Raw genomic sequence first — 12,897 nt, 5'->3', positions numbered from 1 at the left:
TCAGGCGCAGCCCTCGACATACTGGATTGCGGGGCCGCCGGCATGGATGGCCTGGACCCTGCCGTCGCCGCCGATCTCGTAGCGGATGCCGCGCGCCGCGGGATTCTCCACATTGGGCGTCACGACGACGCCCGGCGCCCAATGATCGATATATTCGGCCGGCGCCTCCGCATATTTGTGCGGGCTGACGCGCGCCGCATCGCCGAGCCGGGCCATGATCTCGGCGGCCGGGGTGCCGAGGCCGAAACCGTCGCCGGTGCGCAGGCGGCTGTCGCGGATCAGCGAGATGCGGGTCAGGCGACCGTCCTCGACCATCGCCAGCAGCCCTTCGGGCGCGCGGGCCGGGCGGAACTGATCGCAGCGATCGGGCTCGGGGCCGCCCACCGCGTCGGGATCGGCATCGGGCCCTGCCGCCGCCTCGACCTCCGTGCGGGTCATGCCGATCCGCAGCGGTCCCCAGCCCTCGGCGGTCAGCATCGCTTCGGCGGGCTCGGCCTGCGCACTCTGTTCGGCCTGGGGCGCCATGACGTCATTGGCGATGTCGACGGGGCCGGTGGATTCGCGCCCGCACGAGGCGGTGGCAAGCAATAGAGGCAGCAGAAGATAGCCGGTATGGCGCATGACGGTCTCCGATTTCGATCCGGGTTGAGCGCAGGCTGGGACGGAAGGTTCCGCACGCCCTCGACTTCCGGCGCGCGCTGCGGCTAGGACCGCGCGGGTGCGCGATCCCGCTTCCATCCTCCACGATACGTTCGGCTTCCCGTCCTTCCGGGGCGTTCAGGAACAGGTGATCGGCCGGGTCATGGCCGGGCGGCATACGCTGGCCGTGATGCCGACGGGCGCGGGCAAATCGCTCTGCTACCAGGTGCCGGCGCTGGCGCGGGCGGGGACGGCGCTCGTCATCTCGCCGCTGATCGCGCTGATGCACGACCAGATCCGCGCCGCCGAGGGCTTCGGCATCAGGGCGGCGGCACTGACCTCGGTGGACACCAACCGGGCCGAGACGGTGGCGCGGTTCAAGGCGGGGGAGCTGGACCTGCTCTATGCCGCGCCGGAGCGGGCGACGGGGCCGGGCTTTCGCGAACTGCTGGCGCGCGCGAAGCTGGCGCTGATCGCGATCGACGAGGCGCATTGCGTTTCGGAATGGGGGCACGATTTCCGCCCCGATTATCGCCTGCTGCTGCCGCTGCTCGACGCCTTTCCGGACGTGCCGCGCCTCGCGCTGACCGCGACGGCGGACAAGCGCACCCGCGCCGACATCCTCGTCCAGCTCGGCATTCCCGAAGACGGGCTGATCGTCGCCGGCTTCGACCGGCCAAACATCCGCTACCATGTCCTCCCGCGCGACGGGCTGCCGGCGCAGTTGAAGGCGGTGCTCGCCGCCCAGCCGGGCGCGGGCATCGTCTATGCGCCGAGCCGCGACAAGACGGAGCGGATCGCCGAGCAGCTCGGTGCAAGCGGGCGCCCGGCTTTGCCCTATCATGCCGGGCTGGAGGCGCCGGCGCGCGCGCGCAACCAGGCGGCGTTCGTGGCCAGCGAGGAGATGGTGATGGCGGCGACCATCGCCTTCGGCATGGGCATCGACAAGCCGGACGTGCGCTTCGTCGCCCATGCCGGCCTGCCGAAATCGATCGAGGCTTATTATCAGGAGACGGGGCGCGCGGGGCGCGACGGCGAGCCGGCCGAGGCCTGGCTGTTCTGGGGCGCGGAGGACTTTGCCCGCGCCCGGCGGCGGATCGAGACCGAGGTGGAGGACAGCCGCCGCGCGGGTGAGCGCGAGCGGCTGAACGCGCTCGCGGCGCTCGTCGAGACGGCGGGATGCCGCCGCGCCATCCTGCTCCGCCATTTCGGCGAGGACCCGCCGACGGCCTGCGGCAATTGCGACAATTGCCTGGAGCCGCCCAAGGCGGTGGACGCGACGACCACGGCGCAGAAGCTGCTTTCCGCCGCGTTCCGGACCGAGATGCGCTTCGGGCTCGGGCACCTCGCCGACGTGCTGGCGGGCAAGGAGACCGACAAGGTGCTGAACTTCGGCCACCAGCGGCTCAGCGTGTTCGGCATCGCCGAAGCGGACGAGCTGGCGCTGGTGAAGCCGGTGGCGCGGGCGCTGCTGGCGCATGACGCGCTGAGGGCCGACGAGTTCGGCGGCCTCTCCTTCGGCCCCGGCGCCAGGGCGATCCTGAAGGGCGAAGAGAAGCTGGAGGTCGTCGTGCCGCCGAAGCGGACGCGCGCGCGGGGCAAGCGGGCGGCGCGGGACTATCCGCACGATCCGCTGTTCGAGGCCCTGCGCGCACGGCGGCGAGAGTTGGCGCAGGAGGCCGGCGTACCGCCTTATGTGATCTTCCACGACAGCACGCTGCGCGAGATGGCGGAGCTGAAGCCCGCGACGCTCGGCGCGCTGGCGGAGGTCTCCGGCGTGGGAGCGGCCAAGCTGGAGAAATATGGCGCGGCGTTCGTCGAGGTGATCCGGGGTTCCGAGGGATAAATCGTCATTCCGGCCTTCGCCGGAATGACGTAGAGGGGACCGGATGTTTAGAGTTCTCGATGATTCCACTTTCGTCTCCGGCCAGATCGGATCGGAGGACGTCGCCCAAGCGGCCGCTTTGGGCGTCACGATGATCGTCAACAACCGGCCGGACGGCGAGGAGCCGGGCCAGCCGGCGGGCGGCGAGATCGCGGCGGCGGCGGAGGCGGCGGGGCTTGCCTATCGCCATATTCCGGTGGCTGGAGGCTTCGCGCCGGAGCAGGTGGAGACGATGGCCGAAGCCCTGGAGGCGGCCGAGGGAAAAGTGCTCGCTTTCTGCAAATCGGGGACGCGCTCCACTTTCCTGTGGGCGCTGGCCGAGAAGCGGCGCGGTGGGGACGGGGCGGCGATCATGGAGCAGGCGGCCGCCGCCGGCTACGATCTCAGCCCGCTGCGCCCCTATCTGCTTGGCTGAGCAGTAAGGCGCGCGCCGCGTCCTCATCCTCGTCGTCGACCATCAGCCGGACGCCGGCGACCAAAGCGCCCATGCCGGAATCGAAGACGAAGGCGTAGATGCCGGCATCCTCCAGCCGCAGCCGGTCGATGTCCGCCTCGAAGCCGGCGACGTAGCGGCCGATCTCGACCAGCGCCATTACCAGGGCACCACGTCGCCCGCCGCGCGCTCCATCGCGGTCGGCTTGCGCCCGAGCACAGCATTGCGGTGCGGGAAGCGGCCGAACCGCTCGATGACGTCATGATGCTTGCGGGCATATTCGAGCAGCTCGTCGTCGCCCAAGGCGGTGAAGAGCAGCAGCGACTGGAGCTGGTCCTTCGGATCCTCGCTGTGCTGGAAGGGCATGTAGAGGAAGGCGCGCTGGTCCTTCGTCATGTCGTGATCGTAATCCAGCTCGACCGCGTTCTTCGCCACGGCGAGCGCGAGATGGTCGGTCGCGAACTGGTCGGCATGGCCCCGGAACATGTTGCGCGGAAACTGATCGAACAGGATCACGGCGGCGAGCGAGTCCTCTTCCTCGTAGAGGAAGTCGATCACCTGACGCGCGCGCTCGGCCTGCCACAGATCGAGGAAGCGGGTGCGGATCTCGTCGTCGAAGACTTCATCTCCACACCACCAGTCGTCCGGACGCGCGAACCAGAAATCGAGCAGATCGCGCGTCCAGGGCAAGGTCATGCGGCGGTGCCGCCCACCGTCAGCCCCTCGATCAGCAGGGTCGGCTGGCCGACGCCGGCGGGGACGGACTGGCCGCCCTTGCCGCAAATGCCGATGCCCTCGTCCAGCGCCATGTCGTCGCCGATCGCCTTCACCTGCGTGAGCACGGTCGGGCCATCGCCGATCAGGGTCGCGCCCTTGATCGGGGCGCCCAATTTGCCGTCCTCGATCCGGTAGGCCTCGGTGCAGGAAAAGACGAACTTGCCGCTGGTGATATCCACCTGCCCGCCACCGAAGCTTTTGGCGTAAATGCCGTTCTTCGCGCGGGCGAGGATCTCGCGCGGATCGTCTTTGCCGCCGAGCATGAAGGTGTTGGTCATGCGCGGCATCGGGGCATGGGCGAAGCTTTCCCGGCGCCCGTTGCCGGTCGGCGCGACGCCCATCAGCCGGGCGTTCATCCGGTCCTGGATATAGCCCTTCAATATGCCGTCCTCGATCAGCACGTTGCGCTGGGTCGGCGTGCCCTCGTCGTCGATGGTGAGCGAGCCGCGCCGGCCGCCCATCGCGCCGTCGTCGATCACGGTGACGCCGCGCGCGGCGACTTGGCTGCCGATCCGGCCGGAGAAGGCGGACGTGCCCTTGCGGTTGAAATCGCCCTCCAGCCCGTGGCCGACCGCCTCGTGCAGCAGCACGCCGGGCCAGCCGGGGCCGAGCACGACAATCATCTCTCCCGCCGGCGCGGCGACGGAATCGAGATTGACCAGCGCCTGCGCCAGCGCGACGTCGATCGCCCGGTTCCAGGTCGCCGGCTCGAACAACTCGTCGTAGAGATAGCGGCCGCCAAGGCCGTGATAGCCGGTCTCGCGCCGGCCGTTCTGCTCGACCATGATCTGGACGTTGAGCCGCACCAGCGGGCGTACGTCATGGGCGACGAAGCCGTCCGGCCGGACGATCTCGATCACGCTCCAGGTGCCGGCCAGGCTCACCGAGACCTGCGCGACGCGCGGATCGCGGGCGCGGGCGGCGGCGTCGATCCGCTGGCAGAGCGCGACCTTTCTGGCGAAGGGGATCAGGCTCAGCGGATCGGCATCGGTGTAAAGATTGGCGTTGGTGCGCCGGGGCGGCGCAGCGCGCGCGCCTTTGGCCGGATCGAGGACCGCCATCGTCTCGGCGGCGCGGCGGATACCCGCCTCGCTGATGTCGTTGGCCTGGGCGAAGGCGGTCGTCTCGCCGGACACGCCGCGCAGGCCGAAACCCGCCTGGGTGTTGAAATCGGCGGTCTTCAGCCGGCCGTCGTCGAAGCTGAAGCTCTCCGAGGCGGTATATTGCAGATAGAGCTCGCCATCGTCGCAGCCCTGCAGGGCATCGGCGGTGAGGCGCAGCGCGGCATCGGGATCGAGGCCGTCGGGGCGATAGAGGAAACGGCGGGGATCGGGTGTCATCCCTCTCATATAGGGCGATCAGGCCGCCTGTGCACCCTCGTCCGCCGGGCCGCCTTTCAGGATGAAGCGCTTGTCGCAATAGCCGCAATCGACATAGCCCTTCTCGTCGATCTGCAGGAAGACGCGCGGATGGCCGAGCGCGGGCGAGATTTCCGTCGCGCCGTCGCAGGCGACGCGGGCGCCGGTCACATAAGCGGTTTCGGGCACGAAGGGATCGGTGGCAGCCATGAGGCGCGCCTTAGCAAGCGCCCGCGCGCGCGACAATCCGCCGTGCGCGCCCAGCTTTTCGTGGGACCTGAAGGCGGCTATGCGGTTCGCCATGGACGACGCCGCGATCTCGATCCGCGATCTGGAGAAGACCTATCAGGGCGGCAAGCGCGCGCTCGACGGCATTTCGCTGGACGTGCCGCGCGGGCAGATTTTCGGGCTGCTGGGGCCCAACGGCGCCGGCAAATCGACGACGATCAATATCCTGGCCGGGATGGTGATGAAGACCGGCGGCACCGCCTCCATCTGGGGCTTCGACATCGACGCGCATCCGCGCAACGCCAAGCGGGCGATCGGCGTGGTGCCGCAGGAGATCCTGTTCGACCCCTTCTTCACCCCGTTCGAGACGCTGGAATTGTTCGCCGGCCTCTACGGCATTCCCAAGCCCGAGCGGCGATCGATGGAGCTGCTGCGCGCGGTGCGGCTGGAGGACAAGGCGAACGCCTATGCGCGCACCCTGTCCGGCGGGATGAAGCGCCGATTGCTGGTCGCCAAGGCGATGGTTCATTCGCCCCCCATCCTGGTGCTCGACGAGCCGACCGCGGGCGTCGATGTGGAATTGCGCCAGCAGCTCTGGGACTATGTCCGCTCGCTCCACGCGCAGGGCGTGACGATCGTGCTCACCACCCATTATCTGGAGGAAGCCGAGCAATTGTGCGACCGGATCGCGATCATCAACCACGGCAAGGTGATCGCGAACGAGGCGACGCGCGACCTGGTCGGCATGGCGCAGGAAAAGGTGGTCGAGGTCGTCACCGACCGCGACATCGCCCAGCCCCCCGACGCCGCGCCGTTCGAGAAGGTGGAGCTGAAAGGCGAGCGGGTGCTGGCGATCACCTATCGCAAGGACAAGGTGAATGCCGGCGACGTGCTCGCCGCGCTCCAGCGCGAAGGGCTCGGCATCGTCGACGTCTCGACCCGCGAGGCCGATCTGGAGGACGTGTTCCTGAACCTCACCCGGGCGACCGGCACCGATGGCTAGCACCCCTCCCTCCGTTCGCCCTGAGCCTGTCGAAGGGCCTTCCTTCTTCCGGCAAGAGAAAGGGCAGGGCTTCGACAAGCTCAGCCCGAACGGCTTCTGGGGGTAGTGATTGGCTAATCACGAGCACAGCCATGACATCCTCGTCATCGGCTCCGGCGCGGCGGGGCTGACGGCGGCGCTGAACCTGGCGCCGCGGTTCAAGGTGGCGGTGATCGCCAAGGGGGCGCTGAACGAGGGATCGACCGCCTGGGCGCAGGGCGGCATCGCCGCGGTGCTGGAGCCGGGCGACACGTTCGACAGCCATATCGAGGACACGATGGTCGCCGGCGCCGGCCTCAACAAGCGCGCCACCGTCGAGTTCGTCGTCGAGAACGCCCCGGCGGCGATCGCGCGGCTGGCGGAGCTGGGCGTGCCGTTCAACGTCGCCGAGGACAAGAGCGGCTGGCACCTGACCCGCGAGGGCGGGCACAGCCACCGCCGCATCGTCCATGTCGACGACGCCACCGGCTGGGCGGTGCAGGAGGCGCTGGAACGCGCGGCCGCCGCCCATCCCAATATCACCCTCATCCCCGGCATGGTCGCGATCGATCTGGTCACCAGCCGGCATGGCGAGCGCTATTCGGGCGACGGCCATGTCTGGGGCGTCTATGCACTCAATCGCGGCAAAGGGAAGGTCGAGACCTTCACCGCCCGCGCGACCATATTGGCGACCGGCGGGGCGGGGCGCGTTTATCTCTTCTCCACCGCCCCGCGCGGCGCGACCGGCGACGGCATCGCGATGGCCTGGCGCGCCGGATGCCGGGTGGCGAACATGGAATTCATGCAATTCCACCCGACCTGCCTCTACAATCTGGAGGTCAAGAACTTCCTGATCACCGAAGCGGTGCGCGGTGAGGGCGGACAGCTCAAGCTTCCCGACACCGGCCACCGCTTCATGCCCGATTTCGACGAACGGGCCGAGCTGGCGCCGCGCGACGTGGTGGCGCGCGCGATCGACCACGAGATCAAGCGGCTCGGCCTCGATTACGTCCATCTCGACATCAGCCACCAGCCGGCGGACTTCGTGAAGGGGCATTTCCCGAACATCTATGCCCGCCTGCTCGAGCTGGGCATCGACATCACCGCCGATCCGATCCCCGTCGTGCCCGCCCAGCATTATACGTGCGGCGGGGTGGTGATCGATCTGGACGGGCGGACCGACCTGCCCGGCCTCTACGCCGCCGGCGAGGTCAGCGAATCCGGGCTGCACGGCGCGAACCGCCTCGCGTCCAACTCGCTGCTCGAATGCTTCGTGTTCGGCGAGGCGGCGGCGCGGCACATCGCCGCGAACTGGGACGACCTGCCGCCCCCGCCGCCGATCCGCCCCTGGGACGAGAGCCGGGTGGCCGATTCCGACGAGGAAGTCGTCATCAAGCAGAACTGGACCGAGATCCGCCGCTTCATGTGGAACTATGTCGGCATCGTGCGCACCACCAAGCGGCTGGAACGCGCGGCGCACCGGATCAAGCTGCTGACCGACGAGGTGGAGGATTATTACGGCCATTTCCGGGTGACGCCGGACCTGGTGGAACTCAGGAACCTGCTCCAGACCGCCGACCTGATCGTCCGCTCCGCCCTGCGGCGGAAGGAGAGCCGGGGACTGCACTACACGCTGGACTATCCGAAGACGCTGGCCAGGGCGGCGGACACGGTGCTGGCGCCTTAGTCGCCAATCACCCGACGATGAGTTAGTATCGGTGAATGCACCTTCTCTTCATGGATGAATCGGGGACGCCACCAAAACCTGGCGTTGAGTACCCTCGATACTTTGTAGTGGCGGGAATCATTGTGCCGGAGGGAGTATGGCATTCCTTGCGTGATGGACTCATGGGTCTGAAAATCCGGCGTAAGATCAGAGGGGAAATGAAATGGAGATACTTTGCCCCTGCGAATGAGGACAGTCGGAATCCCATGAGGACTCTCACACAGCCTATCCGGGACGAAATTCGAAGCGAACTCTATCGACTGATCACCGGCATAAAATCAATCAAAACAATAGCTTGTGTCGTTTCAACTGCCGCCGCCTACGAAATGCACTCTGTGAACGAGCAGCAGGACATCTATCATCTGGGATACAAGGGCATTACGGAACGCTTCCAATACTACCTACAGGACCTAAGCCGGGAAATCGGTCGCAAGCAACTCGGGATCGTGCTGGCAGATCATCGAGGCAGCAATGATGACCGACTGTTGCGACAAGTACACCAGAAGCTGTTGTATTCGACCGGTGATTTTATATCCGATTACAAGCACTTGGTTGAAGGCTTGTTCCTAGCGCCATCGCATATGAGCGTCGGCATTCAACTTGCCGATCTGGCCGCCGGGGCGGTTTGGCGAAAGTTCGAACGAGATGACAGTACATGGTTCGATGTGCTCGCCCCGTCTTTTCGAACGGGACCCGCCGGCACTATCGAAGGGTACGGACTCGTAAAGAGCCCAAAGCAAGGCTGGCGATAGACGCTGGGTGGGACCTTAGTCCCGTCGAGCTATGTGACGCTCTCCCAGCAGTTAATAAGATATTGAATCTGATGAGAAAAGTCAAGGTTTCTGGTTGATGGATTTGAAGAGTCAAATCAATGATTTGACTCGATATTTTGTTAGCTTCGCAAGAAATTCGCTAACGCCCGGCGGAACGCCGCCGGCTGGTCCTGCATCACCATGTGGCCGCTGTCGTCGATGCGGACGAGCCGCGCGCCGCGGGCGGGGGCGTAGGCCTGGGTGAAGCTGCGGTCGATCGCAGCCCGCGCGCGCGGATCGGGCGAGGCATAGACGACGGTCAGCGGGGCACGGATGCGGGGGAGATCGCCCGCCAGGTCCATCCCGGCGAGGTCGCGCGCTGCGCGGCCGACCACGTCGGGATCGCTGCGGCGGTTGGCCATGTCCGGCGGGCTGAACGCGCCCATGATGTTGGCGAAAAGCTGCCGCCCGCCGGGCGAATCGAGCATCGTGCCGAGATCGCGCGCGAGCGGCCCCCAGCCCGATGCGCTGCCGCCGAACAGGCCGGCGGGCTGCGGCAGCATGTCCACCACCATGATCCGCCCGGCCAGCTCCGGCCGGCGCGCGGCGATCATCATCGCCAGCGTGCCGCCCATCGAATGGCCGACAATGGCGGGACGCCTGAGATTGTTCGCCTCGATATAGCGGGCGATCTCCTGGGCGAGCGGATCGATCACCGGCCCGGCCCGGTTGCCGCCCGGCGGCTCGCCGGCGAAGCCCGCGACCTGGAGAAGATGATAGCGATAGCCGGGCATCGCCGCGGCCGTCTCGCGCCACACCTCGCGGCCCGAGGTGAGGCCGGGAATCAGCAACACGTCCGGCCCGCGCCCCAGCAGCTCCACCGAGAAGCGGGTCGGCCGGAAGGGCTGCGCGGCGGCGGGGCCGGGCAGGCCCGCCAGCCCCAGCGCAAGGCCCATCAACATGAAATCGCGGCGTTTCACCCGGCTTGGCCTAACCTCGTTTCCTTGAACGCAGCCTTACCCTTCACGCCTTTAATCGCACAGGCTAGACAGGCCCGATGCCCTCCCCGCACCTCTATCTCGTCGACGGTTCGTCCTACATCTTCCGCGCCTTTCACCGGCTGCCGCCGCTGACCAACCGGCACGGGCTGAATGTCGGCGCGGTCTATGGCTATACGACGATGCTGTGGAAGCTGGCCGACAGCCTCGACAAGGCGGACGGGCCGACCCATCTGGCCGTGATCCTCGACGCCTCGGAAAGCACCCACCGCAACGCGCTTTACGACCAGTACAAGGCGAACCGCCCGCCCGCGCCGCCCGAGCTGGTGCCGCAATTCCCGCTGATCCGCGACGCGACCCGCGCTTTCTCCATCCCCTGCATCGAGGAGATGGGGCTGGAGGCGGACGACATCATCGCGGGCTACGCCAAGGCGGCGGCCGCCGCCGGCTGGCAGGTGACGATCGTCTCGTCCGACAAGGATCTGATGCAGCTCGTCGAGGACGGGCGGATCGACATGCTCGACACGATGAACGACCGGCGGATCGGCCGCGAGCAGGTGATCGAGAAGTTCGGCGTCGGGCCGGAAAAGGTGGGCGAGGTGCTGGCGCTGATGGGCGACAGCGTCGACAATGTGCCGGGCGTGCCGGGCATCGGCCCCAAGACCGCGTCCAAGCTGATTCAGGAGTTCGGCACGGTGGAGGCGGTGCTGGCGGCGGCGCCGGAGATGAAGCCTTCGAAGATGCGCGACAATCTGATCGCCCATGCCGACATGGCGCGGCTGTCGCGGCAATTGGTCGAGCTGGTCAGCGACGCGCCCTTGCCCGAGCCGCTGGAAGAGCTGGCGATGAAGGGGATTCCGAAGGAGCCGTTGCAGGCGTTCCTCGAGGAGCATGGCTTCAAGTCGCTGCTCGCCCGGCTCGGCGTGCAGGCGCAGACGGCGGCGCCAGCCGCGGCCGCGGCCGCGCCGGTGGCGGTGGAGACGCCGGAGCCGACGATCGACCGGGCGCTTTACGAGACGGTCGCCGACGAGGCCGCGCTCGACGCCTGGATCGCGGATATCCGGGCACAGGGCCATGTCGCGATCGACACCGAGACGGACGGGCGGGACTGCGTGTCCGCCCGGCTGGTCGGCATCAGCCTCGCGACCGTCCCCAACAAGGCCTGCTACATTCCACTGGAGCATGGCGGCGACGACATGTTCGCCGAGCGGCCGGATCAGCTCGACGCCGCCTTGGTGCTGGAAAAGCTGAAGCCGCTGCTGGAGGATCCCGCGATCCTCAAGATCGGCCACAATCTCAAGTTCGACTGGGTGGTGCTGGGCCAGCGGGGCATCGCCATCGCGCCCTATGACGATACGCTGGTGATGAGCTTCAATCTCGATGCCGGCGGGCTGAACGGCCACGGGTTGGACGAGCTGGCCAGGAAGCATCTCGATCACGAATGCATCCCGTTCAAGGCTTTGTGCGGGACGGGGCAGAAGCAGATCACGTTCGACAAGGTGCCGGTGGACCGGGCGACCGAATATGCCGCCGAGGATGCGGATGTGGCGCTGCGCCTGTGGCACCGCTTGCGCCGCCGGCTGCCGTTCGAGCGGGTGACGCGGGTCTACGAGATGGTGGACCGGCCGATGGTCGCGGTGATCGGCGGCATGGAGCGGCTTGGCGTCCGGGTGGACCGCGAGGTGCTGGCCAGCCTCTCGGCCGAGTTCAACACGCAGATCGCCGCGCTGGAGGAGCAGATCTGGGCGGAAGCGGGCGATCGCTTCACGATCGGTTCGCCGCAGCAGCTGGGCGAAATCCTGTTCGACCGGATGGGCCTGTCGGGCGGGCGCAAGGGCAAGTCCGGCGCCTGGTCCACCGACGTCAACGAGCTGGAGCGGCTGGGGCGCGAGGGCGTGCCGATCGCCAGGATGGTGCTCGACTGGCGGCAGCTCACCAAGCTGAAATCCACCTATACCGACGCGCTGCAGGAGCAGATCAACAAGGCGACCGGCCGGGTCCACACCAGCTATTCGCTCTCCGGCGCGCAGACCGGGCGGCTCGCCTCGACCGATCCGAACCTCATGAACATCCCTATCCGCACCGAAATCGGCCGGCGCATCCGCGATGCCTTCGTCGCCGAGCCGGGCTTCGTCATGCTGGCGGCGGACTACAGCCAGATCGAGCTGCGCCTCGCCGCCCATATGTGCGACGTGCCGACGCTGAAGGCGGCGTTCGAAGCGGGCGAGGACATTCACAACCGCACCGCGCAGGAGCTGTTCGGCACGGTCGACCGCGACACCCGCGCCCGTGCCAAGACGATCAACTTCGCCATCCTCTACGGCATCTCGCGCTGGGGGCTGGCCGGGCGGCTGGAGATCACGCCCGAGGAAGCGCAGGAGATGATCGACCGCTATTTCGAGCGGTTCCCCGGCATCCGCGCCTATATCGGCGACACGCTGACCCGCGCGAAGGAAACCGGCTTCACCACCACCCTGTTCGGCCGCAAGACGCATTTCCCGCGCCTCGATTCCAAGATCCAGCACGAGCGCCAGGGCGCCGAGCGCGCCGCGATCAACGCGCCGATCCAAGGCACGGCCGCCGACATCATCAAGCGGGCGATGGCGCGCATCGGCCCGGCGCTGGCCGCCGAAGGGCTGGGCGATGTCCGTATGCTGATGCAGGTCCATGACGAGCTGGTTTTCGAAGTGCCGGAAGGCGATGTCGAGGCGGCGAGCGCGGTGATCCGCCGCGTCATGGCCGGCGCCGCCGAGCCGGCGGTGAAGCTCGACGTCCCGCTCGGCGTCGAGATCGGCACCGGCCCGAACTGGGGCGCCGCGCATTAGGGAGGGTCAAAATGGGCTTTCGCGAAAACCTGAAAGAATGGGTCAAAGAGGCTTTAGGTGAGTTGGGTGGACGGGCATCGATCAATGAGGTTGCACGTCAGATTTGGTTGGACCACGAAGCAGATTTGAAGAGTGCTGGGGATTATTTCTATTCATGGCAGTATGATATGCGCTGGGCCGCCCAGCGCTTGAGGGATAAAGGCGCTCTTGGCTTTCACAAGGTCGGATCGAAGAGTGTCTGGACGCTCCGGTAGC

13 protein-coding genes are annotated in these 12,897 nt (G+C 67.2%); 7 read left to right on the top strand and 6 right to left on the bottom strand.

Features of this window, described 5'->3' with window-relative positions; translation table 11 throughout:
- Complete coding sequence (locus KF780_03445; GenBank protein MBX3560847.1) at nucleotides 1-621, bottom strand: hypothetical protein; 621 nt, start codon at nucleotides 619-621, stop codon at nucleotides 1-3.
- 97 nt (nucleotides 622-718) lie between these two features.
- Between KF780_03445 and recQ the strand changes: the two genes are divergently transcribed.
- Nucleotides 719-2,485, top strand: a complete 1,767-nt coding sequence (gene recQ, locus KF780_03440; GenBank protein ID MBX3560846.1) for a DNA helicase RecQ — start codon at nucleotides 719-721, stop codon at nucleotides 2,483-2,485.
- A gap of 43 nt (nucleotides 2,486-2,528) precedes the next feature.
- Complete coding sequence (locus KF780_03435) at nucleotides 2,529-2,939, top strand: TIGR01244 family phosphatase (protein MBX3560845.1); 411 nt, start codon at nucleotides 2,529-2,531, stop codon at nucleotides 2,937-2,939.
- On the opposite strand, the gene KF780_03430 is transcribed toward KF780_03435, so the two are convergent.
- From KF780_03430 to KF780_03415, 4 genes are read right to left on the bottom strand one after another with little or no spacing between them, the layout of a single operon-like run.
- Nucleotides 2,908-3,117, bottom strand: a complete 210-nt coding sequence (locus tag KF780_03430) for a DUF2007 domain-containing protein (GenBank protein ID MBX3560844.1) — start codon at nucleotides 3,115-3,117, stop codon at nucleotides 2,908-2,910. The genes KF780_03435 and KF780_03430 overlap by 32 nt on opposite strands.
- Nucleotides 3,117-3,653: a DUF924 domain-containing protein gene (locus KF780_03425; GenBank protein ID MBX3560843.1), complete on the bottom strand. Its 537-nt coding sequence runs from the start codon at nucleotides 3,651-3,653 to the stop codon at nucleotides 3,117-3,119. Before KF780_03425 ends, KF780_03430 begins: the two co-directional genes overlap by 1 nt.
- Nucleotides 3,650-5,074 (bottom strand): metalloprotease TldD, encoded by a 1,425-nt coding sequence (gene tldD / locus KF780_03420; protein ID MBX3560842.1) that lies wholly within the window; start codon nucleotides 5,072-5,074, stop codon nucleotides 3,650-3,652. The genes KF780_03425 and tldD overlap by 4 nt, the downstream gene beginning before the upstream one ends.
- 18 nt (nucleotides 5,075-5,092) lie before the next feature.
- Nucleotides 5,093-5,302 (bottom strand): zinc-finger domain-containing protein, encoded by a 210-nt coding sequence (locus KF780_03415; protein ID MBX3560841.1) that lies wholly within the window; start codon nucleotides 5,300-5,302, stop codon nucleotides 5,093-5,095.
- 91 nt (nucleotides 5,303-5,393) lie between these two features.
- Here KF780_03415 and KF780_03410 point away from each other — a divergent pair, with 91 nt between their 5' ends.
- From KF780_03410 to KF780_03400, 3 genes are all read left to right on the top strand, one after another.
- The gene (locus KF780_03410) at nucleotides 5,394-6,323 is read left to right on the top strand and encodes an ABC transporter ATP-binding protein (GenBank protein MBX3560840.1); all 930 of its coding nucleotides are present in this window, start codon (nucleotides 5,394-5,396) and stop codon (nucleotides 6,321-6,323) included.
- 109 nt (nucleotides 6,324-6,432) lie between these two features.
- Nucleotides 6,433-8,028 carry an L-aspartate oxidase gene (gene nadB / locus KF780_03405; protein MBX3560839.1) on the top strand — a complete coding sequence of 532 codons (1,596 nt, stop codon included), beginning with the start codon at nucleotides 6,433-6,435 and terminating at the stop codon, nucleotides 8,026-8,028.
- 35 nt (nucleotides 8,029-8,063) lie between these two features.
- Nucleotides 8,064-8,819, top strand: a complete 756-nt coding sequence (locus KF780_03400) for a DUF3800 domain-containing protein (protein MBX3560838.1) — start codon at nucleotides 8,064-8,066, stop codon at nucleotides 8,817-8,819.
- A gap of 140 nt (nucleotides 8,820-8,959) precedes the next feature.
- Here the strand turns inward: KF780_03400 and KF780_03395 are convergent, their stop codons facing one another.
- Nucleotides 8,960-9,781, bottom strand: coding sequence for an alpha/beta hydrolase (locus KF780_03395; protein MBX3560837.1), 822 nt, complete (start codon nucleotides 9,779-9,781; stop codon nucleotides 8,960-8,962).
- A gap of 95 nt (nucleotides 9,782-9,876) precedes the next feature.
- Here KF780_03395 and polA point away from each other — a divergent pair, with 95 nt between their 5' ends.
- Together polA and KF780_03385 are read left to right on the top strand one after the other, a co-directional pair.
- The gene (gene polA, locus KF780_03390) at nucleotides 9,877-12,642 is read left to right on the top strand and encodes a DNA polymerase I (GenBank protein MBX3560836.1); all 2,766 of its coding nucleotides are present in this window, start codon (nucleotides 9,877-9,879) and stop codon (nucleotides 12,640-12,642) included.
- A gap of 11 nt (nucleotides 12,643-12,653) precedes the next feature.
- Nucleotides 12,654-12,896, top strand: coding sequence for a hypothetical protein (locus KF780_03385; GenBank protein MBX3560835.1), 243 nt, complete (start codon nucleotides 12,654-12,656; stop codon nucleotides 12,894-12,896).
- Nucleotide 12,897: the final 1 nt, after the last annotated feature.

The sequence above is a fragment of the Sphingomonas sp. genome, from assembly GCA_019635535.1.
In the GTDB taxonomy this organism is placed as follows: domain Bacteria; phylum Pseudomonadota; class Alphaproteobacteria; order Sphingomonadales; family Sphingomonadaceae; genus Allosphingosinicella.
The sequence above is the reverse complement of the archived record's forward strand: the minus strand, read 5'-3'. Positions and strand labels throughout refer to the sequence as shown.

Excerpts from the sequence above, each read along its gene's own strand:
- KF780_03445 (MBX3560847.1), bottom strand. The coding sequence starts at position 621 with ATGCGCCATACCGGCTATCTTCTGCTGCCTCTATTGCTTGCCACCGCC.
- KF780_03435 (MBX3560845.1), top strand. The coding sequence starts at position 2,529 with ATGTTTAGAGTTCTCGATGATTCCACTTTCGTCTCCGGCCAGATCGGA.
- KF780_03430 (MBX3560844.1), bottom strand. The coding sequence starts at position 3,117 with ATGGCGCTGGTCGAGATCGGCCGCTACGTCGCCGGCTTCGAGGCGGAC.
- KF780_03425 (MBX3560843.1), bottom strand. The coding sequence starts at position 3,653 with ATGACCTTGCCCTGGACGCGCGATCTGCTCGATTTCTGGTTCGCGCGT.
- tldD (MBX3560842.1), bottom strand. The coding sequence starts at position 5,074 with ATGACACCCGATCCCCGCCGTTTCCTCTATCGCCCCGACGGCCTCGAT.
- KF780_03415 (MBX3560841.1), bottom strand. The coding sequence starts at position 5,302 with ATGGCTGCCACCGATCCCTTCGTGCCCGAAACCGCTTATGTGACCGGC.
- KF780_03410 (MBX3560840.1), top strand. The coding sequence starts at position 5,394 with ATGGACGACGCCGCGATCTCGATCCGCGATCTGGAGAAGACCTATCAG.
- KF780_03400 (MBX3560838.1), top strand. The coding sequence starts at position 8,064 with ATGCACCTTCTCTTCATGGATGAATCGGGGACGCCACCAAAACCTGGC.
- KF780_03395 (MBX3560837.1), bottom strand. The coding sequence starts at position 9,781 with ATGTTGATGGGCCTTGCGCTGGGGCTGGCGGGCCTGCCCGGCCCCGCC.
- polA (MBX3560836.1), top strand. The coding sequence starts at position 9,877 with ATGCCCTCCCCGCACCTCTATCTCGTCGACGGTTCGTCCTACATCTTC.
- KF780_03385 (MBX3560835.1), top strand. The coding sequence starts at position 12,654 with ATGGGCTTTCGCGAAAACCTGAAAGAATGGGTCAAAGAGGCTTTAGGT.